This is a genomic window from Pseudomonas sp. NY15374 (assembly GCF_048068255.1).
GTDB lineage: Bacteria > Pseudomonadota > Gammaproteobacteria > Pseudomonadales > Pseudomonadaceae > Aquipseudomonas > Aquipseudomonas machongensis.
In genome coordinates this window covers 626768-649658 of the sequence record NZ_JBLUPZ010000001.1, presented here as the reverse complement: position 1 = coordinate 649658, position 22891 = coordinate 626768, and the positions used below count along the sequence as shown (strand labels likewise).

Sequence of the window (22891 nt, the reverse complement as noted above, 5' to 3'; positions counted from 1 at the left end):
GACGGGCCATCAGAAATCGAGGGTCCCGGAGAACTTCACCAACCGCGGGTCGCCCTGGGTCAGGTAACCGCCGTTGGCCGAGGCCCAATAGTTCTTGTCGGTCAGGTTTTCGACGTTCATGCGCAAGGTGATGTCTTTTTCCTGCACCTTGAAGCGATAGCGCGCACCGACGTCGAAACGGTTCCAGGTCGGCAGGCTCAGGGTGTTGGCCGGGTTGGCGTACTGCCCGCCGGTGCGCAGCATGCGTGCATTGAGCGCCACGCCGTCGAGCCCTGGCACGTCCCAGTCGACGCTGGCATTGAGCTGGAAGGTCGGGACACCCACCGCGTGGTTGCCATCGTTGGTGCCGTTCTGGGTGTTCTTCAGTTCCGTGTCCATGCGCGTACCACCGGCCATCAGGCGCAGGCCCGGCACCGGCTCGCCAAACACGCTGAGTTCGACGCCCTTGTTGACCTGCTCGCCGTCCTGCACATAAAGATTGCCCTGCACGTAGCCATCGGTGGGCCGCTCGATACGGAACACCGCCAGGTTGGCACCGTAGGTCTGGCGGTCGAACTTGATGCCCGCCTCGATCTGCTTGGTCTTGGCCGGCGGGAACACCTCACCGAGGTTGACCACCTGCCCCGACGCCGTGGCGCCCTGGGCCAGGCCCTGGATGCTGTTGGCGTACAACGAGACCGACGGGTTGAGCTTGTAGACGATGCCATACACCGGCGTGGTGACCGCTTCGTCGTAGAACGCAGTGCGTCCGGCGTCCACCCCCGTGCCGCGGTAGGCATAGCCTTCGACGCGCAGTTGCTGGCGACGCACGCCTGCGGTGAGCAGCAGCGTGTCGTCGAACAGGCCCACGGTATCGGACAACGCCAGGCTGCGGTTGCGGGTCTTGCCGGTCACGCCCGGGTCATCGAGCATGCCACCGACCAGCGTAGGCGTCGTCGGCTTGGGCAGTGGGTTGGTGTTGAAGATGTTGGTGTTCTGCGAGCTGTAGAACACATAGGCGTTTTCCTGCTGGGTCCAGATGCTCGCCGCACCGAGATTCAGCTGGTGGCTCACCGGGCCGGTCTGGAAGCGGCCGTTGATACCGGCCATCAGGCTGGTGTTGTCTTCGTTGTGCGGGATCTGCGAACCGCCGATGGTCGCGGCGCCCGTGGCAGCGTTGGTGAGGACCGGCGTGCCGTAGAAGCCGTTCTCACGGGTGTGCTTGACGCCACCGCTGATGTACCCGCTCCAGTTCTCGTTGAAGTCGTAGTCGCCGCGCAGCATGCCGAAGGTGTCTTCGGTTTCGGTCCACGACCAGTCCTGGCCGTAGTTGTGATCGGCGCTCGGCGCGCGCGGGATGCTGGTCACCGCCGACCCCAGGCGCACCGAGTTGCGCAGGTGATTGACGCGCTGCTTCTGGTAACCGATGTCGGCCGACAGGCGCAGTTGGTCACCACGGTAGTCCAGCCCGGCGACGAACAGCTTGCTGCGTTGGTCCTGGTCGTCCACGGCGGTTTCGCCTTCACGCTGGGACAGGTTCAGGCGCGCACCGAAACGGTTGTCCTCACCGAAACGCTGACCGATGTCCAGGTGCTCACCCACCCGGCCATCACTGCTGATGTCCTGGGTGTAGCGCCGGATCGGCGTGTCGCCGGCGCGCTTGGGCTGCAAGTTGACGTTGCCGCCAAGGCCGGTGCCGGTAGGGCTGGCACCGTTGAGGAACGCGTTGGGGCCCTTGAACAGCTCGACCCGCTCTACCGCGTCGGTGGAGATCATCTGCCTCGGCAGCACACCATACAAGCCGTTGAACGACACATCGTCGCCGCTCAACGGCAGGCCGCGGATCACGAAGACCTGGGACTGGTTGCCAAAGCCGAACGACTGGCGCACCGATGGGTCATTGAGCAGCACATCACCGATATCCTCGGCCTGCTGATCCTCGATCAACTGCGAGGTGTAGCTGGTCATGGTGAACGGCACGTCCATCATGTCCTGGTTGCCCAGCACGCCCATCTGCCCGCCACGGGCCACCTGCCCACCTGCGAAGGCCTCCGGCAACTGGGTGCGAGGCGCCTTGACGGCATCGGCATTGATGGCGGTGGCGTCGAGCTCCAGCGGCGCGTCAGCGGCATGGGCGGCAACGCCAAGGGAACAGCAGAGGGCGAGCAGGGTCGGACGAAAAGGACAGGAACGTGCCGTGAAAGGCTCCCGATGAGGTGAATGGAGCGCCTTCCTGGCATGCATGATTGCGAGTGAGTCGTGTTTATAATGGATATTGCGAATTATTTCCAACCAATCGCACTTTTTCGCCCTTCGCCGGTCTACTGCCTCTTTTGCCGCAACTATCGGTTGCCGGTGGTTTACTGCAACTCACAAGACGAGACCAACAGCCTACGGCTTGTGTAGGATGGGCAGCGCCAACACGAGGTCGCTGCCAGTCATAGGGAGATTCTTGATGCGCGTCCTGTCATCTGTTGCCTGCCTTGGCGCCCTGTCACTCGGCCTGGTCATTTCCACCAGTGCCCAGGCGATCAGCGGCGACGAAGCGCAACTGATCGAGTCGATCAATGCCTACCGCAGCCAGGCCCAGCGCTGCGGCGCCGCAGGCTCGCTGGAGCTGCCGCCGCTCAACAGCGACACCCGCCTGGCGCTGTCGCCGGAAGGCACCCGCGACCTGCAGCAGGCCATGACCCGTGCCGCCTACCCCATGGTCAACGTCCAGGCCATCAGCCTGTCCGGGCCACGGGATGCCAAGGCGGCGATGCACGCCATCGAAGAAAGCTTCTGCCAGGTGGTGCTCGACCCGCAGTTCGTGGATATCGGTGTCAGCCAGGAAGGCCGCGACTGGCGCATCGTGCTGGCGCGCCCGCTGCTCAGCGGGCGTCTGGGTGACTGGCAGGCAGAGGGTCAGAAACTGCTGCAGGAGGTCAATGCCGCGCGCAAGATCCCGCGCCAATGCGGCGGGCAGCCCTTCGCCGCGGCACCGGCCCTGAGCTGGAATGCCACGCTGGCCGGTGCCGCCGCCAACCACACGCGGGCGATGGCCAACCAGAACTTCTTCGATCATATCGACCGAGAGGGTCGCACGCCGGGTGACCGGGCCGAGCTTGCCGGGTATCTCTACCAGCAGATCGGCGAAAACATCGCTGCCGGCCGCGACACGCCACGCAAGGTGGTCGATGGCTGGCTGGCCAGCCCTGGCCACTGCGCAACGCTGATGAACCCCGATTACCGCGAACTGGGCGCCGCCTATGCCGTGGACCCCAAGAGCGATGCGGGGATCTACTGGACAGCAATGTTCGGGTCGCCGCAGTGAGGCGGATACAAGGGGTGCGTAGCGGCGTCGGCGCCTGACGCCATAAGACTGGTCAAATGCCGTACAGCGTCTTTACTTCAAGGTACGTCCCTCAGGAACGGTGCAGCCTATGAAGATCGTAGTCACCAGCATCCTCGTCGACGACCAGGCCAAGGCCCTGGCTTTCTATCATCACGTTCTGGGCTTCCAGCCCAAAGAAGACATCGCCATGGGCCGGTACCGCTGGCTCACCCTCACCTCCCCCAACGACCCCAATGGTGTCGAGCTGCTGCTCGAGCCCGACGCCCATCCGGCCGCCAAAACCTATAAGGCTGCACTCAAGGCCGACGGCATCCCGGCCACCTCCTTCGCAGTGCGTGATATCCAGGCCGAATACACGCGCCTGCACGCGGGCGGCGTCCTGTTCACCCAGCCACCTACGCCAATGGGGCCCGTCACCGTGGCGGTATTCGACGATACCTGCGGCAACCTGATCCAGATCGCCCAACGCCATTGATCACGGCGCAATGCGGTAGAGGCGACAGCCCCCACGGCATCCGCTACATTCTGTTTACCCGCCAGCGCACATAGAACAAGGAAAAGCCGATGCGCTACGAATTCAGCGAAGTCCTGAACGACCTGGTCGACTATTTCCTCGTCGGCGACATCCAGCGCCTGGCGCGCTTCAAGGATGAAAACGCGCTACCCGACGACCTTGCCCGCGAATTCACCAGCACCGACAGCGGCGACCGCGCCGTGCTCGAAGGCGTGGTACTGCCTCTGGCGGGCATCGATAACCTGCCCTACCGCATCATCTTCAGCCTTGACGAACGAACCCCGGCCTTGCTCGAAGCCGGCAATCGCGTGGCACACCGCCGCGCAGGCTACGTGCTGCACGTGGAGAACCGTGCGCTGATGCTTTTCACCTGGCGCATGCTGCAGCACTTCACCAACAAGACCCTTGGCGACTTCATGGCCCGCTATCAGGTGCCAGGCCGGCCGATGATCGAACTCGACAACGGCTGGTACCAGGTCGAGGTCCTTGCCGGCGCAGTGGTGCGTGACGGGTTGTACGAGCCGGCGTTTGAATTCCTGCTCAGCCGCACCCACTGCCAGCGGCCCGCCCCCGAGATCGACACCGGGTATCGCTTTTCGCTGGGTGGCGACGAAGTGCCCTCCGTCATCCCGCACTGACCCTTGCCCCCTCGGGGAGCTCCTGCTGGCACTGGTACTCACCGACGCGGGCCGGGGCGAAACGCTGACCTCAATAGTCGAACCGGTCCACCGCCCGCCGCCGCTCGTTGTCGTCACGGCGGTCATAACCTGCCGTGGTCTGGATATTCACGTGGTGGGCGAGTTTCTGGGCAATCGACAGATCGTGCTCTTCGATCACCCGGGTAATGAACGCCCGACGAAAATCGTGCGGCATGATCTTCGCCCCCACCTGCGCGCCGCGCTGGCGGGCAATGTAGTAGATCGCATGCTTGGTGATGCGCGCACGGGTGATATGGCTGCCCCGGCGGATCCGGTTGAAGAGGAAGGGATCGTCCCCCGTGCCCTCCGGCAGTTGCGCGCGGCGCAGGTCGAGCCAGGCCTGCAGCTTGTCGAAGGCCCAGGCCGGGGCGTACTTGACCAGTTGCCGATTGCCCTTGCCCAGCACCTGCAGGCTGCGCTCGTGGAAATCGACATCGCACAAGTCAATGTCCACCGACTCGGACTTGCGCATGCCGGTGCCGTACAGCAAGGCGATGATCGCCGCATCGCGCACACCTTGCGGCCGCGGATCGGCAGCGCACACGTCCATCAGCTCACGGATCAGGCTGCGACGCAGGTTGCGCCCCGGCGGCAGGCGCGTGCCACTCGCAGGCTTGACCTCGCGAATCCTGAGCAGATGCTCGTGGTCGATCAGGCCCTGGCGCCAGGCCTCGTTCATCACCCCGCGCACGGCATTGACGTACAGCGAGGACGTGTTGGGCGCAAAACCATCGGCACGCAAGGCCGCCACCAGGGCAATGACGTGGCCAGGTTCGATCAGGTGCCAGGGCACCGCGGCGATGTCACAGTCGGCGAACCCCAGCCGGTCGGCGGCATCCTGGAGGATATAGCGCATGGTCAACTGGCTGGAGGGCGCCAGGCGTGCCAGGTACTGCAGCAAGGGATTGTGCAGGGAATCGGTCAAAACGTGGATCCTGTTGCGTGAAGCGAGTCATCACCTTGATACGCAAGGCTTTTATTGATGGCGAACGCGGATGGTACCTGATGATCGAGTTCGGATCGAACACGTGGCGATACAACATCACCTGGTGCAGGCTAAAGTGGAAGGCAACTCACCACCGCCGAGCGCCCATGGCTTTCTACCGCCTGACCCACACCCACCCACGCCTGACCCTTGCCACGCTCGTCGGCCTGCTCGGCGGCTGGCTGATTCCCGCAGACGACTGGACCCAACGTTTTCTCGCCGGCTGGAACCTTGGCGTCTGGCTGTACCTGGCGCTGGTGCTGTGGCTGACCTGGCGCGCCACATCGCAGACCGTGCGCAAGGTGGCCAACATCGAGGACGAGAACGCAGGCCTGGTGCTGTTTACCGTGTGCATCGCTGCCATTGCCAGCCTGGTCGCCGTGACCCTGCAACTGGCCTCCAGCCGCGGCCTGCACGGTAGCGCGCAGGCCCTGCACTACCTGTATACCGGCCTGACCGTGGCCGGATCCTGGTTGCTGATCGGTTGTATCTTCAGCCTGCACTATGCGCGGCTGTTCTACACCGACAGCCGCAAGGAACCCCCTCTGCGCTTCGCCGATGGCGAGCGCAACCCCGACTATTGGGACTTCCACTATTTCGCTTTCACCCTCAGTGTCGCGGTCCAGACCTCCGACATCGGCGTGGCAAGCCGCGGCATGCGCCGGGTGGTACTGGCCCACTCCCTGGTCGGTTTCGTGTTCAACACCGCGATCCTGGGCTTCACCATCAATATCGCTGCCGGCCTGCTCAGTTGACCGCTGGTCTGAAAGCGCAGGTCGCTCAAGCTCGCAGCCGTTCCTCGCCAAGCCACGAGGAAAACGTTTGCACGCATGGCCGCGGCTGGTTTACCAGAGCCGCATGGATGTGACCTGGGTCAAGCATTCGCCAATTTGTCATCTTCGCTGCGCGACACTGGCGCCGTAGCTGCTATGTTTAGGTTTCGCCGTACAACGACCAGGCGCCCGAATACCCGGAAATGGAGGCTGGCATGAACAAGATGACGTTCCCCAACGCCTGCCAGGTAATGCGCTGGCATTTCCACCCCCTGGGCTTCGAGGCCAGCATGGATGCGCCCCGCAGCATGGTCGCGCGGTTGTTCGACCGGGCCACCGGCGAAACCGTACTGGCCATCGCTGGTATTCCCTGCGCCGCGATCATGGCCGCGGCAGATGTGGAGCGCATCATCGAGGCAGTCGAAGCCGAGATGGACGCGTTCATGCCCTTCCCTACCCTGCGCGACGCCGGTTAACCCTCCTCGCCCTGCTTCAGCCCTTGCATGAACTGCTCGGCCGGTACCGGCTGCCCCAGCAAGTAACCCTGCAACGAGTCGCAGCCCAAGCGGGTCAGGAAGTCCTGCTGACGGTCGGTTTCAACGCCCTCGGCCACGATCCGCAAGCCCAACGCCTGCCCCAGTGCAACGATCGCCGAGACGATCGCGGCATCGTCGCTGTCATGCTCCAGGTCGCGGACAAAACCGCGGTCGATCTTCAGTTCGTTCGCCGGCAGACGCTTGAGGTACATCAGGCTGGAATAGCCCGTGCCGAAGTCGTCGATGGACAAATCGACGCCCATGTCGGACAGGCGCTGCAACACCGTCAGGCTGGCATCGGCATCGCGCATGGCGGTGGTCTCGGTGATCTCCAGGGTCAGGCGGTTGGCCGGCAGGCCGTTATCGGCCAGGGCCCGGGCGACACTGTCGACCAACCCTGAATGGCAGAACTGGATGGCCGACAGGTTCACCGCGATGCGCCAATGTTCATGGCCCTGATCCAGCCACAGGCGCATCTGCCGACAGGCCTCGCCCAGCACCCATTCGCCGATGGGGATGATCAGGCCGGTCTTCTCCGCCAGGCAGATGAAACGGTCCGGTAGCAACATCCCTTGCTGGGGGTGCTCCCAACGCAACAAGGCCTCGGCGCCGATCGGCGTGCATTGGTGCGCGTCGAATTTGGGTTGGTAATACAGGCGGAACTGGCCATGCTCGAGCGCCGCGCGCAGGTCCTGCAGCAATTGCAGTTGCTGGCGGGCATTGCTGTTCATCGAGGTGTCGAAAAAACTGTAGCCATTCTTCCCGGCACTCTTGGCGTGATACATGGCCGCATCGGCGTTGCGCAACAGTTCGTGCTGGTCCTGGCCATTACCCGGATAGAGCACGATACCCACGCTTGCCGACAGTTGCAGGTCGTGGTCTGCCACGCGGAACGGCCTGGCCACCAGATTGACCTGCTTGTCCGCCACGCCCACGGCATCGTCGGTCTCCTGCAACTCGACCAGCAGGACAAACTCGTCACCGCCAATCCGCGCCAGGGTGTCCTGGCTATGCAGATGCCCGCGCAACCGCGCAGCCACGGCCTTGAGCAACTGATCGCCAACATGATGGCCAAAGGCATCGTTGACCGGCTTGAACCCGTCCAGGTCGATGAACATCAGCGCAAAGCAACCGCCTTGCTCTGTCACCTTGGCCATGGCCTGCTCGATACGGTCGGCCAGCAAGGTACGGTTCGGCAGCCCGGTCAGGGTGTCATGCAGGGCCAGTTGTGTCAGCTCCTGGTTGGCCTGGGTCAATGAGCGCGCAAGTTCCGCGGTGCGGGATTCGAGGCGCGCGTCCAGCACCGACGTCAGCAAGGCCACCGCCAGCACTGCCAGGGTGGTGATCAGTACTGCATAGTCCAGCCAGTCACCAGACAACCCGCCGACCAGCGCACCGCAGTAACTGCCCACGGGGAAGTTGGCCGCCGCCATGCCGGTATAGTGCATGCCGACGATGGCAACCCCCATCAGCACCGCTGCGGCACCGCGGATCTGCCGAACGTACGGCGTCTGCCTGCGCAGGCGGAAGGCAATCCACAAGGCTGCCGCCGAGGCGCCCACGGCGATGGCCAGCGAAGCACCGAACAGCGTTGGGTCGTAGTCGATCCCGGGCAGCATCTGCAAGGCAGCCATGCCGGTGTAGTGCATGCAGGCGATGCCGGTACCCATGAACAGCGCACCCAACCCCACCTGCGGGCAACTCAATCGCGGCTGGCTGACCAACCACAAGGCAAAGCCTGCAGACAACACGGCGATCAGCAGTGACAGCGCGGTCAAGCCCAGGTCGTAGCCCAGCTCGATGGGCAACTCGAAGGCCAGCATGCCGATAAAGTGCATCGACCAGATGCCGGTTCCCATCGCCAGCGCCCCGCCGCCCATCCACAGATACACCGCGCGACCCTTGGCGGTGGCGATGCGGCCTGCGAGGTCGAGTGCGGTGTAGGATGCCAGGATGGCCACGCACAGCGAGATCAACACCAGCGAAGAGGAGTAGCTACCTGTCAGCATTTCAAGTTCCGGCAGAGGGCGAGGAAGGGCCCGGAAAAGGCGGAGGATTTTACGCGAACAGGGAGCAAAGGCACGGGATTTTGCGGGGGCTACAGGGTGGAAGATCCAGCGGTCGGTTACGCACGGTGCCGACGCTATCGCGGGCTTGCCCCGCGATCACGCCGGCACTGCAACCTTACTGTTTGTCAGCCTCTGCGAACGCCGGCCCCGCTTCCCAGCCGCCACCCAATGCCGCGATCAACTGCACACTGGCCACCAGGCGACCCTGCAGCAGATTCAGCACACTGCGCTCGTTACTCAGCGCCGTGGTCTGCACGTTCACCACGTCCAGGTAGCCGATCAGTCCGGCGCGGTACTGGTTCTCGGTCAGGCGCAACGACTCGCGGGCAGCATCCAGCGCCTCCTGGCGGACCACGGCTTCGTCGGCATACACCTTCAGTTGCACCATGTAGTTCTCGACCTCCTTGAAGCCATCGAGCACGGTCTGGCGGTACTGCGCCACGGTCTGGTCGTAGACCGCCACGGTGCGGTCCACCTCGGCGCTGCGCTTGCCGGCATCGAACAGGGTCAGCGCCAGTTGTGGCCCGACCGACCAGTAGCGGTTCGGCAGCTCGATCCAGTTGTTGAAGCTGCTGCTCGAATAGCCGCCGTTCATGCTCAACGACAGGTCGGGGAAATAGGCTGCGCGCGACACACCAATGTTCGAGTTGGCCGCCATCACCTTGCGCTCGGCCGAGGCGATGTCCGGACGGCGCTCCAGCAACTGCGACGGCAGGCTTACCGGGATCGGCGGCAGCGCCGGAATATCATTGCTGGCAGCCAGCGAGAACTCGGCAGGCGCCTTGCCCATGAGTACGGCGATGGCGTTTTCATACTGGGCGCGCTGCCAGGCCAGGTCGATCAGGTCGGCCTGGGTGCTCTTGAGCTGGGTACGCGCCTGAGCGACGGCATCGGGGCCGGCGACGCCTGCACGGTACTGGTTCTGGTTCATTCGCAACGAGCGCTCGTAGGCGGTCACGGTGGCTTCGAGCAAGCGCTTCTGCGCGTCGATGACGCGCAGTTGCAGGTAGTTCTGCACCAGCTCCGACTGTTGGCTCAGACGGATCGCCGCCATGTCGGCCAGGCTGGCCTCGGCGCTGGACTCATTGGCGTTCATGGTCTCGCGCAACTTGCCCCAGAGGTCGATCTCCCAGCTCACACCCAACTGCGCGTTGTAGGTGTCGCGAATGCCGCTGCTGTTGTTCGACAGGCTGGAGCTGGAGCTGCCGGTGCCCTGGGCTGAACGGTTCTTGCTGGTGGTGAGGTTCAGCGACGGGAACAGCGAGGCGCGGCTGCTGCGTACCAGGGCCTGGGCCTGACGGTACTGCGCTTCGTACTGGGCAAGCGTCTGGTTGCTGCGGTTGAGCTCCTCGACCAAAGCGTTCAAGCCCTTGTCGCCGTACAGCTCCCACCAGGCACCGCGGGCGATGGCATCCGACGGGTTGGCCTGGGTCCAGCCCTCGGCCTGCTTGAACTGCGCCGGGCTGCTGACCTCCGGGCGATGATAATCCGGGCTCAGGGTACAGGCGCTGAGCATCGCCACGCACAGGCCGGCACCGAGCAGGCGCGAGCCACGGCCACGGGTCAGCAGTTGCAGGGCACGGTGCAGCGGGGTCTGGGCAAAGATCATAGCGGGGTTTCCAGGGCGGCGTCGGTGCGCACGCCGCGCCAACGGTTGAAACGGTGGCGCGCGCGGTCCAGGTACAGGTAGACCACCGGCGTGGTGTAGAGGGTGAGGATCTGGCTGAAGACCAGGCCACCGATGATGGTCAGGCCCAGCGGCTGACGCATTTCCGCGCCTTCGGCCTGGCTGAGCAGCAACGGCAGCGCACCGAGGATGGCAGCGATGGTGGTCATCAGGATCGGCCGCAGGCGCAGCAGGCAGGCGCGGCGGATCGACTCTTCCGGCGACAGGCCTTCGTTGCGTTCCAGTTGCAGGGCCAGGTCGATCATCAGGATGGCGTTCTTCTTCACCACCCCGATCAGCAGGAACAGGCCCAGCAACGAAATCAGGCTGAACTCCCCGCCGGTCAGGTACAGCGTGAGCAGCGCACCGACGCCGGCCGAAGGCAGGGTCGAGAGGATCGTCAGCGGGTGGATGTAGCTTTCGTAGAGAATGCCCAGCACCAGGTACACCAGCACCAGGGCGCCGAGAATCATGAACGGCTGGCCTTCGGCGTTCTTGGTGAAGGCATCGGCGTCGCCACCGAGCTTGGCGATCACCGACTCGGGAAGGCCCAGCTTGGCCACCTCGCGCTCCAGCGCGGCCAGGGCCTGGTCGACGCTGTAGCCCTCGGCGACATCGAAGGAAATATCCTCGGACGCGAACTGCCCTTCGTGGCTGACACGGTCGTTGGCCAGGCTGTTCTCGTAGCGGGCGATGGTCGACAGCGGCACGCGCGCGCCATCGGTGGTAATCACCTGAACCTGCTCGAGCGTACTGGGGTCCCAGGCGTACTTGGGGTTGATCTCCATCACCACCTGGTACTGGTTGAGGCTGTCGTAGATGGTCGAGATCTGCCGCTGACTGTAGGCGTTGTTCAGGACTGCGGTGACCATGTCCATGTCGATGCCCAGGCGCTTGGCCTGGTCGCGATCGACCACCAGCGTCACCTGCTGGGTGCCGGCACCGTCACGGGCATCGATGGCGGTCAGCTCGGGCAGCTTGCGCAAGGCCGCAGCCACTTTCGGGAACCACTCGCGCAGGGCCGCCAGGTCGCCGCTCTGCAGGGTGTAGAGGTATTGCGAGGTGCTCTGGTCACGGCCACCGCCACCGAGCTGCAGGTCTTGGTCGGCCATCAGGTAGAGGCGTCCGCCCGGCACCTTGGGCAGCTCCTTGCGCAGCCGCTCGATGACCTTCTGGGCGTTTTCCTTGCGCTCGCCGATGGGCTTGAGGCGCACCAGCACGAAGGCATTGTTGGTGCCGCTGTTGCCACCGATGAAGCCGGCAACGCTCTGTACCGCAGGGTCCTTGAGCAGCGCACGGCGGTAGGTTTCCATTTTCGGTTGCATCACGGTGAACGACAGGCCGTCATCACCGCGCACGAAGCCTTGCAGCTGGCCAGTGTCCTGCTGTGGCATCAGGGTCTTGGGCACGATCACGTACAGGGCAACGTTGAGCACGATGGTCGCCAGCAGGCTGATCAGGGTCAGGCGCCGGTGGCGCAAGGCCCAGCCCAGACTCTTGTCGTACCCCTCGACCATGCGCTGGTGTACCCGGTCGCTCCAACGCTGCAGGCGCGTCTGGCCCTGTGGCGCATGGGGCTTGAGCCAGCGCGAGCAGAGCATCGGCGTGAGGGTCAGGGACACCAGCAGCGACACCAGGATCGCCGCCGCCAGGGTGATCGAGAACTCCTGGAACAACCCGCGCACGATGCCACCCATGAACAGGATGGAAACGAACACGGCCACCAGCGAAACGTTCATCGACAGCAGGGTGAAACCCACTTCCTTGGCGCCCAGGAACGCCGCGCGCATGGGCTTGGCGCCGTTCTCGATATGCCGGGAGATGTTCTCCAGCACCACGATGGCATCGTCCACCACCAGGCCCGTGGCCAGGATCAGCGCCATCAGCGACAGGTTGTTCAGCGAGAAGCCGCACAGGTACATCACCGCAAAGGTGCCCACCAGCGACACCGGCACAGCGAGGCTCGGGATCAGCGAGGCGCGCAGGTTGCCGAGGAACAGGTAGACCACCAGGATCACCAGCACCACAGCGATCAGCAGGGTGTGCTCGGCTTCCTTGAGCGTGGCCTTGATCACTGGCGAGCGGTCCATGGCGATGTTGAGCTTGACGCTGGCCGGCAGCAGCGATTGCAGGGCCGGAAGCTGGTCCTTGATCTGTTGCACGGTCTGGATGATGTTGGCGTTGGTCTGGCGGTTGACCACCAGCAGCACCGCCGCATCGTCGTTGAAGAAGCCGCTGTTGTAGCGGTTCTCGACGCCGTCGCTGACCTTGGCCACATCGGCCAGGCGCAGGATCGCACCGTTCTGCTGGCGGATCACCAGCGGCTTGTAGTCATCGGCCTTTTCCAGCTGGTCGTTGGCGCGTACCTGCCAGTTGCGTTCGGCGTCCTCGACGAAGCCCATGGGCCGACGCTGGTTGGCGTTGGCCACTGCGGTGCGTACATCGTCCAGGGCCAGGCCGTACTGGTTGAGCAGTTGCGGCTCGAGTTCGATGCGCACGGCCGGCAGCGAACTGCCGCCGATCTGCACCTCCCCTACCCCGGCTACCTGCGACAGGCTCTGCGAGAGGATGGTGTCGGCAAGGTCGTACAGCTGCCCTTTGGACAACACGTCCGAGGTCAGCGACAGCACCATGATCGGCGCCTGCGACGGGTTGACCTTCTTGTAGGTCGGCATGCTGCGCATACCACTGGGCAACAGGTTGCGGGTAGCGTTGATCGCAGCCTGCACCTCGCGCGCGGCACCGTCGATGTCGCGCCCCAGGTCGAAGCCGATGATCACCCGCGTCGAGCCCTGGCTGGAGCTACTGGTCAGGGTGCTGACCCCGGCGATGCTGCCCAGCTTGCGCTCCAGCGGCGTTGCCACGGTCGAGGCCATCACCTCGGGGCTCGCACCCGGCAGGCTGGCCTGCACCACGATCACCGGGAAGTCCATCTGTGGCAGCGGCGACACTGGCAGCAACCCGAAGCTGACACCGCCCAGCAGCATGATCGCCAGGCTCAGCAGCATGGTCGCTACTGGCCTGCGAATGAACGGACCGGAAAGGTTCATGCCTCGGCCTGCGCGGTGTCGTCAGCCGGGCGCCAGCGGCGCGCCAGACGGTCGAAGTACAGGTAGATGACCGGCGTGGTGAACAGCGTCAGCACCTGGCTGACCAGCAGCCCGCCCACCATCACCAGGCCCAGCGGCTGGCGCAGTTCGGCACCGGAGCCCGTGGCGAGCATCAGCGGCAAGGCACCGAACAGCGCCGCCAGGGTGGTCATCAGGATCGGCCGGAAACGCAGCAGCGCCGCCTGGTAGATCGCCTCATGCGGGGTCATGCCCTGGTGACGCTCGGCCTCGAGGGCGAAATCGATCATCATGATCGCGTTCTTCTTGACGATACCGATCAGCAGGATGATACCGATGATGGCGATCATCCCCAGATCGTTGCCGCTGAGCAGCAGCGCCAGCAAGGCGCCCACTGCCGCCGACGGCAGGGTCGAGAGGATGGTCACCGGGTGGATGTAGCTCTCGTAGAGCACGCCGAGCACGATGTACATGGTCACCACGGCGGCGAGGATCAGCAGCAAGGTGCTCGACAGCGAGGCCTGGAAGGCTTCGGCGGCGCCCTGGAAGCGGGTCTGCACGCCCAGCGGCATGCCAATGTCCTGCTGCACCTGCTCGATCACCTGCACCGCTTCGCCCAACGACACGCCCTGGCCGAGGTTGAAGGACATCATCACGGCAGGGAACTGGCCGATGTGCGAAATAGCCAACTGTGCCTGGCGCTGTTCGATGCGCGCCAGCGCCGAAAGGCGAACCTGGCCGCCATCGGTGGCCTTGACGTGGATCGACTCCAGCGCCTGCGGACCAATGCTGGCCGCTGCCTGCGACTGCAGCACCACGCGGTACTGGCTGGCCTGGGTGTAGATGGTCGAGATCTGCCGCTGGCCGAAGGCGTCGTACAGGGCGTTGGTGATCTGTGCGACGGTGATGCCGAGGCGGCTGGCCATGTCGCGGTCGATCACCAGGTACACCTGCAGGCCTTTGTCCTGCAGGTCGCTGGCAACGTCGGTGAGCTCAGGGCGCTGTTGCAGGGCATGGACCAGCTTGCCGCTCCACTCGGCGAGCATGTCCGGGTCAGGCGAGGACAGGCTGAACTGGTACTGGGTGCGGCTGACCCGGTCCTCGATGCTCAGGTCCTGTACCGGCTGCATGAACAGGCGAATACCCACCAGCCGGTCGAGCTGCGGCTGCAGGCGGCTGATCACCTGGCTGGCCGTGACATCACGTTCGGCATGGGGCTTGAGGTTGATCAGCAGGCGTCCGCTGTTGAGCGTGGCGTTGTCACCGTCCACCCCAATGTACGAAGACAGGCTCTGTACCGCCGGGTCCTGCAGGATCACCTTGCTCAGCGCCTGCTGGCGCTCGCTCATGGCGCTGAACGAGATGGACTGCGGGGCTTCGGAAATGCCCTGGATCACTCCGGTGTCCTGCACCGGGAAGAAGCCCTTGGGCACGATGATGTAGAGGAACACCGTCAGCGCCAGCGAGCCCACCGCCACCAGCAAGGTCAGCGGCTGGTGCTTGAGCACCCAGGTCAGGGCGTGGCTGTAGCGTTCGATCAGCCAGTCGATCCAGGCACCGCTGGCGCGGTAGAAGCGGCTCTGCTCCTCTTCCTTGGGTTCACGCTTGAGCAAACGCGCGCACATCATCGGCGTGAGGGTGAGCGACACCACCAGCGAAATCAGGATAGCCACCGCCAGGGTGATGGCGAACTCGCGGAACAGCCGGCCAACGACATCGGCCATGAACAGCAACGGGATCAGCACCGCGATCAGCGAGAAGGTCAACGAGATCAGGGTGAAGCCGATCTGCCGGGCGCCTTTGAGCGCTGCCTGCATCGGCGTTTCGCCTTCTTCGATGTGCCGGGAAATGTTCTCCAGCATGACGATGGCGTCGTCCACCACGAAACCCGTGGCGATGGTCAGGGCCATCAAGGTCAGGTTGTTGATCGAAAAGCCGGCCAGGTACATCACACCAAACGTGCCGATCAGCGACAGCGGTACGGCGATCGACGGAATGATGGTGGCGCTGACCCGACGCAGGAAGACGAAGGTCACCATCACCACCAGGGCGATGGCGAACAGCAGCTCGTGCTGCACATCGCGCACCGCAGCGCGGATGGTCTGGGTACGGTCGGTGAGCACGCTGACGTCGAGGCCGGCCGGCAGGTTGTCGGTGATCGACGGCAGCATCTGCTTGATGCGGTCGACCACTTCGATGACGTTGGCGCCGGGCTGGCGCTGGATGTTCAGCAGCACCGCGTGGTTTTCGTTGGCCCAGGCGGCCAGGCGCTCGTTCTCGGCACCGTCGACGATCTCGGCGACGTCCTTCAGGCGCAGCGGTGCGCCGTTGTTGTACTTGAGGATCAGGTTGGCGTATTCGTCGGGCGAACGCAGCTGGTCGTTGGCATCGAGCATCGACACCCGGGTCGGGCCATCGAAGTTGCCCTTGGGCTGGTTGACGTTGGAGGCGCCGATCAAGGTGCGTACGTCGTCCAGGTTCAAGCCGTTGGCGGCCAGGGCATCGACATTGACCTTGATCCGCACCGCCTGGCGCTGGCCGCCGGCGATGCTGACCATGCCGACACCGCTGATCTGGGCGATCTTCTGCGCCACGCGGGTATCGACCAAGTCATTGAGCTTTGGCAGTGGCAGGGTGCCGGAGCTGATGGCCAGGGTCAGCACCGGGGTATCGGCGGGGTTGACCTTGTTGTACACCGGCGGCGCCGGCAGGTCGCTGGGCAGCAGGTTGCTGGCGGCGTTGATCGCAGCCTGGACCTGTTGCTCGGCGACATCCATGTTCATGTCCAGGTTGAAACGCAGGGTCAGCACCGAAGCACCGCCCGAACTGGTCGAGGCCATCTGGCTGAGGCCCGGCATCTGGCCGAACTGGCGCTCCAGCGGCGCAGTGACCGCGCTGGTCATCACCTGAGGGCTGGCGCCCGGGTACAGGGTCATGACTCGGATGGTCGGGTAATCGACCTGGGGCAAGGCCGCCACCGGCAACATCTTGTAGGCGATCAGGCCGGCCAGGACGATGGCCAGCATGCTCAGCGTGGTGGCGACCGGGCGCAGGATGAACAGCCGCGAGATGTTCATGCGCCCGCCTTGCTCGACTCACCGGTCTGGGCCGAACCTTTGGCTTCCTGGCCTTGCAGGTGCTGGCCAGGGGTGGTCGGGACTTGCGAGCTGTCTTCGACCACCTCGACCTGGGTGCCCTCGCGCAGGCGGTCGGTGCCTTCGAGCACCAGACGCTCGCCAGCCTTCAGGCCCTCCAGGATCACACTGTTCTCGCCGTCGCTGGCGCCGACCTTGAGCTTGCGCACATTGACCTTGTTCTCGCCGTTGACCACATAGGCGAAGGTGCCGTCGTTGCCGAACTGGATCGCCGCCGCCGGGGCCAGCACCACCTGCTTGAGGGTGTCGGCCAGCAGGCGCACGTTGACGAACTGGTTGGGGAACAGGGCGAGGTCCTTGTTCTCGAAGAAACCCTTGAACTTCAGGGTGCCGGTGGTGGTGTCGATCTGGTTGTCGAGGCTGCCGAGCACGCCGGTGGCCTGCAGCTTGCTGTCGCCACGGTCCCAGGCTTCGACCGGCAGGCGCGCGCCGCTGCGGTAGCGCTCGAGCACCGTGGACAACTCGGTTTCAGGGAGGGTGAAGGCGACGTTGATCGGCTCGGTCTGGGTGATCACCACCAGCGCCGTGGTGTCGTTGGCTGCCACCAGGTTACCCAGGTCGAGCTGGCGCAGCCCCAGGCGACCGCTGATCGGTGCACGGATCTGGGTGAATTCGAGGTTCAGGCGCGCGTCATTGACTGCCGCCTGGTTGGTCTTGACCAGCCCCTGGAACTGCCCCACCTGGGCCTCGGCGGTGTCCAGGGTCTGCTTGGCGATGCTGTCTTCGGCATACAGGCCTTTATAGCGGGCCAGGTCGACCTGAGCGTTCTTCAACTGCGCCTGGTTCTGCGCCAGGGTGCCCTCTGCCTGCTGAAGGGCGATACGGTACGAACGCGGGTCGATTTCCGCCAGCAGGTCGCCAGCCTTGACCTGCTGCCCTTCCTTGAAGTGGATCTTGACCAACTCACCCGCCACCCGGCTGCGAACATTGACCGTGTTGGTCGCCGTCACCGTACCCAGCGCCTTGTAGTAGAGCGGGAAGTCGCCGACCCGCACGGGCTCGACGCGCACCGGCACCGGGTCGCTGGAGGCACCAAAGCCTGGGCGCCCGCCTTTGCCCATGCGCACGCCCTGCTCCTTGTGCGTCGGGGCAGCGGCAGGCCACAGCCACCAGGCCAGCAAGGCCACCAGCAGCAGGATCAGCAGGCCGAACAGCCAGCGACGGGGAGAACGGGAGGCAGAAGCTTGCATGGGTTGAACGAACCTTGTTCAGAGAATGGCGACTGGGGAGGTTTGAACGATAAGCACTGGCATCGTTTTAGCAAAGGGCCTTTACCAGGCATTTACCATTGGCTGACGTTGCTAAAACGATGAACTTTAAATGAAAACGGCCCGGAATGGCTTCCGGGCCGGCGTAACAGTGTGTAAACCGCCAGGGCCGCGGGGCGACCCTCTGGCCAGCGTTTACTTCAGGACAGCCAGAGCCGCCTCGTAGTTAGGCTCGTCGGCGATTTCCCCGACCAGCTCGGCGTGCAGCACCTTGTCGTTTTCGTCCAGCACCACCACGGCGCGGGCGGTCAGGCCGGCCAGCGGGCCGTCGGCGATGGCAACGCCGTAGTTCTCGATGAACTCACGACCACGCAGGGTCGACAGGTTCTTTACATTCTCCAGGCCTTCGGCGCCGCAGAAGCGGGCCTGGGCGAACGGCAGGTCGGCCGAGATGCACAGCACCACGGTGTTGGCCAGGTCATTGGCCTGGGCATTGAACTTGCGTACCGAGGTGGCGCAGGTCGGGGTGTCGACGCTCGGGAAGATGTTCAGCACCTTGCGCTTGCCGGCATAGTCCTTCAGCGACTTGTCGGCCAGGCCTTCACCGACCAGGGAAAAGGCAGGCGCCTGGGCACCGACCTTGGGCAGCTCGCCCTTGATCTGAACCGGGTTGCCTTTGAGAGTCACTTGAGCCATGGCAGAAATCCTTATACGGGGTTTGAAAAGGATTCCGAGTTAATCGCTTTTAGCGCCGGGCTGCAAGCTTAGAGCAACAGGCAGGCGCGGATTGCCGCGCGCCCGCCTGATCCGTGCAAAGGCCTCAGTTCAGCAGGCCGTAGACCACCGAGCTCAGCGCCACCAGGCCGATCACCACGACGAAGAGGTTGGACATCGCGCCGCTGTACTTGCGCATCGACGGCACACGGCGGATGGCGTACATCGGCATCAGGAACAGCAGCACCGCGAGGATCGGCCCGCCCAGCGACTCGATCATGCCCAGAATGCTCGGATTGAGCGTGGCGACGATCCAGCACACCACCAGCATCAGTGCCGCGACCACGCGGTCCAGGGCCTTGGCGCCCGGGCGCAGGCCGGTCTTGACGATGATGCCCTTGAGGCCTTCGCTGGCACCGATGTAGTGGCCCAGGAACGACTTGGCAATCGCGACGAAAGCGATCAGCGGCGCAGCAAAGGCGATGGCCGGATTGCTGAAGTGGTTGGCCAGGTACGACAGGATCGACAGGTTCTGCGCCTTGGCCTCGGCCAGTTGCGCGCTGCTCAGGGTCAGTACGCAACTGAACACGAAGAACAGCACCATTACCACCATCAGCAGGTGGGCACGGGCCAGGATCTGCCCGCTGCGCTCATCGGCGTGGTCGCCATAACGACGCTTCTGGTCGACCGCGAAGGCCGAGATGATCGGCGAGTGGTTGAACGAGAACACCATTACCGGGATCGCCAGCCACAGGGTGCGCACGAACGCAGAGCCAGACGGCAACTGGCCAGCCGTATCGAGAATGCCACCATTCCAGTGCGGCACCAGGTACAGGGCCAGCAGCGCCAGGGCGACGATGAAGGGATACACCAGCAGGCTCATGACCTTGACCGTGGCCTGCTCACCGCAACGCACGATGGCCAGCAGGCCGAGGATCAGCACGAACGAGAGGATCGCCCGGGGCGGTGGCGTCATGTGCAATTGATGCTCCATGAAGCTTGCGACCGTGTTGGTCAGCGCCACGCTGTAGATCAGCAGGATCGGGAAGATGGCAAAGAAATACAGTACGGTGATCAGTGCACCGGCAGTGATGCCGAAATGCTCCTCGACCACCTCGGTGATATCGCCGCCCTTGCTGCCGGACAGCACGAAGCGGGTCAGCGCACGGTGTGCGTAGTAGGTCATGGGGAAGGCCAGCACGGCCAGGATCAGCAGCGGCCAGAAACCGCCGAGGCCGGCGTTGATCGGCAGGAACAGCGTACCTGCGCCGATGGCCGTGCCGAACAGGCCCAGCATCCAGGTGGTGTCTTGACGCGACCAGCTACCGAGGGTGGCTTGTTGGGTCGATTCGAAGCGTTGTTCGACGCTTTGGGCCTGCTCATTCATTCCGGGTGCAACTCCACTCGCAAGACTGCAACAGGCTGAGAGTGGCGAAATAGAAGCCTCACGCCACCTCAACCGAAAAAGAGGGGCGCGATTGTGCACTGAATAGGTGCTGTTGCGAAGCCCCGTCCGAGGGACGGCACCTGTTTTGGGAAAAGGAAGCGGATGATGGTGGGAGCGGGCTTGCCCGCGAAGGCGTCGGTAATCTCACGTCTTCATTCGCGGGCAAGCCCGCTCCCACAGCCCAGGCATGCCTGGGCCGGCGGATCAGCCCTGTTGCACCGCCGCGAATGCCTCGGCGACACGCTGCAGGTTGTCCGGACGCAGGCCCGCCATGCACACCCGGCCGCTGTCGATGATGTACACACCGAACTCGTCACGCAGGCGACGTGCCTGCTCGGCACTGAAGCCTGTGTAGCTGAACATGCCGCGCTGGCGCAGGAAGAACTGGAAGTCCTGGCCTGGCAACCGCTTGGCCAGTGCATCGACCAGCCCTTGGCGCATGTCGAGGATACGCTTGCGCATGGTCTCGACTTCCGCCTGCCACTGGGCGTTCAGGCCGGCATCGCCGAGCACCCCAGCGACCAGCAGTGCACCATGGCTGGGTGGGCTGGAGTAGTTGCGGCGCACGGTAGCCTTGAGCTGACCCAGTACGCTCTGGGCGGTTTGCGCGTCATCGCTGACCACCGACAGCCCCCCTACCCGCTCGCCGTACAGCGAGAAGATCTTGGAGAACGAGTTGCTGACCAGGCACGGCACACCGGCACGGGCCATTTCCCGGATGGCATAGGCGTCTTCGGCCAGGCCTTCGCCGAAGCCTTGGTAGGCGATGTCGAGGAACGGGATCAGCTCACGCGCCTTGACCACCTCGACCACTTGCTGCCACTGGCTCTGGCTCAGGTCGACGCCGGTGGGGTTGTGGCAGCACGGGTGCAGCAGGACGATGCTGTGCTTGGCCAGGGTCTGCAGGCTTGCCAGCATGCCATCGAAGTCCAGGCCGCGGGTGGCCTGGTCGAAGTACGGGTAGGTGTGCACCTTGAAGCCCGCGCCTTCGAAGATCGCGCGATGGTTGTCCCAGGTCGGATTGCTGACCCACACCTCGGACTGCGGGAAGTAGCGCTTGAGGAAGTCGGCACCGACTTTCAACGCACCCGAGCCACCCACGGTCTGCACAGTGGCGACACGCCCGCCGGTCACGGCCGGGTGGTCGGCACCGAACAGCAGTGCCTGGATCGCCTGGCGGTAGCTGGCCAGGCCTTCCATGGGCAGGTAAAGCGAGGCTTCACGCGGCTGGCCGGCCAGGCGTTCCTCGACCTGGCCTACCGATGGCAGCTGCGGCACCACACCGGCTTCGTCGTAGTACAGGCCGATACTCAGGTTGACCTTGTCGGCACGGGGATCGACCTTGAAGGCCTCCATCAACGAGAGAATCGGGTCGCCGGCATAGGCATCGACATGTTTGAACACAGCGTGCAGCTCCTTGGATCAGGACAGTTCGGAAAGGCTTCCCCGAGCATACCTGCAGTGGCGCGCAAGGAACATCATTGAATGTGCAAGCTGTGAGTGCAGGTTTGCATAGCGCCTCCTCAGAACAACCCCGACACCGGTGGGCGGGTGCCCTTGAGCTGCCAGGCCCCGACCACCGCCGCCTTCCACTGCCGTGGATTGTGGTTGGCCACGGTACGGGCATTGCGCCAATGGCGGTCGAGATTGTGCGCGCGCCCGGTGGTCGAGGCGCCGCCGACGTCGAACAACGTCTCGGCCGCTTTGAGCGCAAGTTCTGCGACCAGGTACTGGGCCTGCGCCACCTCGAGGGCAGCCTGCTCCACCGCTGCCTCGTCCAACTGCGCCGCCCAGGCCCGATCGATCGTGGCGGCCGCCTTCAGCACCAGCGCCTCGGCGCCGTAGGCGCGCGCTGCGATATCGCCCACGCTCAGTTCCACATACGGGTCGTCCACCGAACGACTGGCCGTGCTGTGTTTGATCGGCCGGGCATGCTCGCGAGCGAAGCGGGTGGCATCGTCCAGCGCATTGCGGGCGATCCCGGCCAGCACGGTGCCCAGGAACAGCTGCAGGAACGGCGTCACCAGCGTGCGCCGGCCCTCCTCCACGGTACGCGTGCGCAGTTCGCTCTCCTCCACCCGCACATTGCGCAGGTGCGTGGTGCCGCTGGCGGTCAGGCGCTGGCCCATGGCATCGAAATCATCGACCAGCTCCAGGCCGTCGCGATCACGCGGGAGGATGAACGACACCGGTTGCTCGTCCTCATCCAGCGCCACCGCGCTGACATAGTCGGCGAACAGCGCCCCGGTGCTATAGAACTTGCTGCCATTGGCGCGATAGTGATCACCCTCGCGGACCAGCCGTGCGGCGATGGCACCATTGGCGCCGCCCAGTTCCCAGCCGGCATTGCCGATCACCGCGCCTTGCAGGTAGCGCGCGAACCAGCGCTCGCGCTCCTGTTCGGCATCCTCTGCGCTCGACACCAGCAGGCCCTCGACAAAGGCGAAACCCGGGCGCAGGGCCTGGGCAACGTTGGAATCGACCGAGGCGATCTTCAGCAGCAGTTCGATGACATCGCTCACCGTGCCACCGGGCCCACCATAGCGGGTCGGAATGCGCACGGTGTAGAGCCCGGCGGCAGCCAGTTGGGCGATGGCCTCGAACGGCAGTTGGCGCTCGCGCTCGCGTTCGGCCGCACCGGCGGCGATGTGTGGCAGCAGCGCATCGATGCGCACCTTCAAGGCCTCGACGCTGGCGGCGGGAGCCTGGGAGGGGAAACGTTGGAAGGTGGTCATGGGGCAA

At 64.4% G+C, this 22891-nt stretch carries 16 protein-coding genes; 5 read left to right on the top strand and 11 right to left on the bottom strand.

The features are described 5' to 3' along the window. Positions 1–9: 9 nt before the first annotated feature. Positions 10–2223 carry a TonB-dependent receptor gene (locus tag ACNFHO_RS03170; RefSeq protein WP_416765194.1) on the bottom strand — a complete coding sequence of 738 codons (2214 nt, stop codon included), beginning with the start codon at positions 2221–2223 and terminating at the stop codon, positions 10–12. Positions 2224–2434: 211 nt separating this feature from the next. Here ACNFHO_RS03170 and ACNFHO_RS03165 point away from each other — a divergent pair, with 211 nt between their 5' ends. The 3 genes from ACNFHO_RS03165 to ACNFHO_RS03155 all read left to right on the top strand — a co-directional run bounded on the left by ACNFHO_RS03165 (position 2435) and on the right by ACNFHO_RS03155 (position 4468). Then, positions 2435–3295 (top strand): CAP domain-containing protein, encoded by an 861-nt coding sequence (locus ACNFHO_RS03165; protein WP_054890805.1) that lies wholly within the window; start codon positions 2435–2437, stop codon positions 3293–3295. 109 nt (positions 3296–3404) lie between these two features. Further along, a complete protein-coding gene (locus tag ACNFHO_RS03160; RefSeq protein WP_063545077.1) occupies positions 3405–3791 on the top strand; it encodes a VOC family protein in 387 nt (128 codons plus the stop codon). An 89-nt stretch (positions 3792–3880) separates the two neighbouring features. Further along, entirely contained in the window at positions 3881–4468 is a 588-nt protein-coding gene (locus ACNFHO_RS03155) for a hypothetical protein (RefSeq protein WP_054890807.1), read from the top strand. 70 nt (positions 4469–4538) lie between these two features. Here ACNFHO_RS03155 and ACNFHO_RS03150 read toward each other — a convergent pair whose 3' ends face one another. Then, entirely contained in the window at positions 4539–5453 is a 915-nt protein-coding gene (locus tag ACNFHO_RS03150) for a site-specific integrase (RefSeq protein ID WP_151924801.1), read from the bottom strand. Positions 5454–5620: 167 nt separating this feature from the next. On the opposite strand from ACNFHO_RS03150, the gene ACNFHO_RS03145 reads away from it, so the two are divergent. Continuing rightward, positions 5621–6268: a DUF1345 domain-containing protein gene (locus ACNFHO_RS03145; protein ID WP_063545079.1), complete on the top strand. Its 648-nt coding sequence runs from the start codon at positions 5621–5623 to the stop codon at positions 6266–6268. A 233-nt stretch (positions 6269–6501) separates the two neighbouring features. Next, complete coding sequence (locus ACNFHO_RS03140) at positions 6502–6762, top strand: DUF1652 domain-containing protein (protein ID WP_054890810.1); 261 nt, start codon at positions 6502–6504, stop codon at positions 6760–6762. Here the strand turns inward: ACNFHO_RS03140 and ACNFHO_RS03135 are convergent. From ACNFHO_RS03135 to ACNFHO_RS03095, 9 genes are all read right to left on the bottom strand, one after another. After that, positions 6759–8831: a putative bifunctional diguanylate cyclase/phosphodiesterase gene (locus ACNFHO_RS03135; protein WP_416765191.1), complete on the bottom strand. Its 2073-nt coding sequence runs from the start codon at positions 8829–8831 to the stop codon at positions 6759–6761. The two genes, ACNFHO_RS03140 and ACNFHO_RS03135, sit on opposite strands and share 4 nt — an antisense overlap. A 175-nt stretch (positions 8832–9006) precedes the next feature. Continuing rightward, complete coding sequence (locus ACNFHO_RS03130; RefSeq protein ID WP_416765190.1) at positions 9007–10500, bottom strand: efflux transporter outer membrane subunit; 1494 nt, start codon at positions 10498–10500, stop codon at positions 9007–9009. After that, on the bottom strand, positions 10497–13607 hold the full coding sequence (locus ACNFHO_RS03125) for a multidrug efflux RND transporter permease subunit (protein WP_054890813.1): 3111 nt from the start codon (positions 13605–13607) through the stop codon (positions 10497–10499). The genes ACNFHO_RS03130 and ACNFHO_RS03125 overlap by 4 nt, the downstream gene beginning before the upstream one ends. Further along, entirely contained in the window at positions 13604–16702 is a 3099-nt protein-coding gene (locus ACNFHO_RS03120; RefSeq protein ID WP_054890814.1) for an MdtB/MuxB family multidrug efflux RND transporter permease subunit, read from the bottom strand. Before ACNFHO_RS03120 ends, ACNFHO_RS03125 begins: the two co-directional genes overlap by 4 nt. Continuing rightward, complete coding sequence (locus ACNFHO_RS03115; protein WP_054890815.1) at positions 16699–17970, bottom strand: MdtA/MuxA family multidrug efflux RND transporter periplasmic adaptor subunit; 1272 nt, start codon at positions 17968–17970, stop codon at positions 16699–16701. The genes ACNFHO_RS03120 and ACNFHO_RS03115 overlap by 4 nt, the downstream gene beginning before the upstream one ends. Before the next feature lie 213 nt (positions 17971–18183). After that, positions 18184–18684 carry a thiol peroxidase gene (gene tpx, locus ACNFHO_RS03110; protein ID WP_416765188.1) on the bottom strand — a complete coding sequence of 167 codons (501 nt, stop codon included), beginning with the start codon at positions 18682–18684 and terminating at the stop codon, positions 18184–18186. A gap of 124 nt (positions 18685–18808) precedes the next feature. Next, complete coding sequence (locus tag ACNFHO_RS03105; protein ID WP_414155568.1) at positions 18809–20089, bottom strand: serine/threonine transporter; 1281 nt, start codon at positions 20087–20089, stop codon at positions 18809–18811. A gap of 264 nt (positions 20090–20353) precedes the next feature. Further along, complete coding sequence (locus ACNFHO_RS03100; protein ID WP_416765186.1) at positions 20354–21553, bottom strand: aromatic amino acid transaminase; 1200 nt, start codon at positions 21551–21553, stop codon at positions 20354–20356. A 119-nt stretch (positions 21554–21672) separates the two neighbouring features. After that, the gene (locus ACNFHO_RS03095) at positions 21673–22884 is read right to left on the bottom strand and encodes an acyl-CoA dehydrogenase family protein (protein WP_416765185.1); all 1212 of its coding nucleotides are present in this window, start codon (positions 22882–22884) and stop codon (positions 21673–21675) included. Positions 22885–22891 lie beyond the last annotated feature (7 nt).

Excerpts from the sequence above, each read along its gene's own strand:
- ACNFHO_RS03165 (WP_054890805.1), top strand. The coding sequence starts at position 2,435 with ATGCGCGTCCTGTCATCTGTTGCCTGCCTTGGCGCCCTGTCACTCGGC.
- ACNFHO_RS03120 (WP_054890814.1), bottom strand. The coding sequence starts at position 16,702 with ATGAACATCTCGCGGCTGTTCATCCTGCGCCCGGTCGCCACCACGCTG.
- ACNFHO_RS03145 (WP_063545079.1), top strand. The coding sequence starts at position 5,621 with ATGGCTTTCTACCGCCTGACCCACACCCACCCACGCCTGACCCTTGCC.
- ACNFHO_RS03130 (WP_416765190.1), bottom strand. The coding sequence starts at position 10,500 with ATGATCTTTGCCCAGACCCCGCTGCACCGTGCCCTGCAACTGCTGACC.
- ACNFHO_RS03095 (WP_416765185.1), bottom strand. The coding sequence starts at position 22,884 with ATGACCACCTTCCAACGTTTCCCCTCCCAGGCTCCCGCCGCCAGCGTC.
- ACNFHO_RS03125 (WP_054890813.1), bottom strand. The coding sequence starts at position 13,607 with ATGAACCTTTCCGGTCCGTTCATTCGCAGGCCAGTAGCGACCATGCTG.
- tpx (WP_416765188.1), bottom strand. The coding sequence starts at position 18,684 with ATGGCTCAAGTGACTCTCAAAGGCAACCCGGTTCAGATCAAGGGCGAG.
- ACNFHO_RS03115 (WP_054890815.1), bottom strand. The coding sequence starts at position 17,970 with ATGCAAGCTTCTGCCTCCCGTTCTCCCCGTCGCTGGCTGTTCGGCCTG.
- ACNFHO_RS03155 (WP_054890807.1), top strand. The coding sequence starts at position 3,881 with ATGCGCTACGAATTCAGCGAAGTCCTGAACGACCTGGTCGACTATTTC.
- ACNFHO_RS03105 (WP_414155568.1), bottom strand. The coding sequence starts at position 20,089 with ATGAATGAGCAGGCCCAAAGCGTCGAACAACGCTTCGAATCGACCCAA.
- ACNFHO_RS03140 (WP_054890810.1), top strand. The coding sequence starts at position 6,502 with ATGAACAAGATGACGTTCCCCAACGCCTGCCAGGTAATGCGCTGGCAT.
- ACNFHO_RS03160 (WP_063545077.1), top strand. The coding sequence starts at position 3,405 with ATGAAGATCGTAGTCACCAGCATCCTCGTCGACGACCAGGCCAAGGCC.
- ACNFHO_RS03170 (WP_416765194.1), bottom strand. The coding sequence starts at position 2,223 with ATGCATGCCAGGAAGGCGCTCCATTCACCTCATCGGGAGCCTTTCACG.
- ACNFHO_RS03135 (WP_416765191.1), bottom strand. The coding sequence starts at position 8,831 with ATGCTGACAGGTAGCTACTCCTCTTCGCTGGTGTTGATCTCGCTGTGC.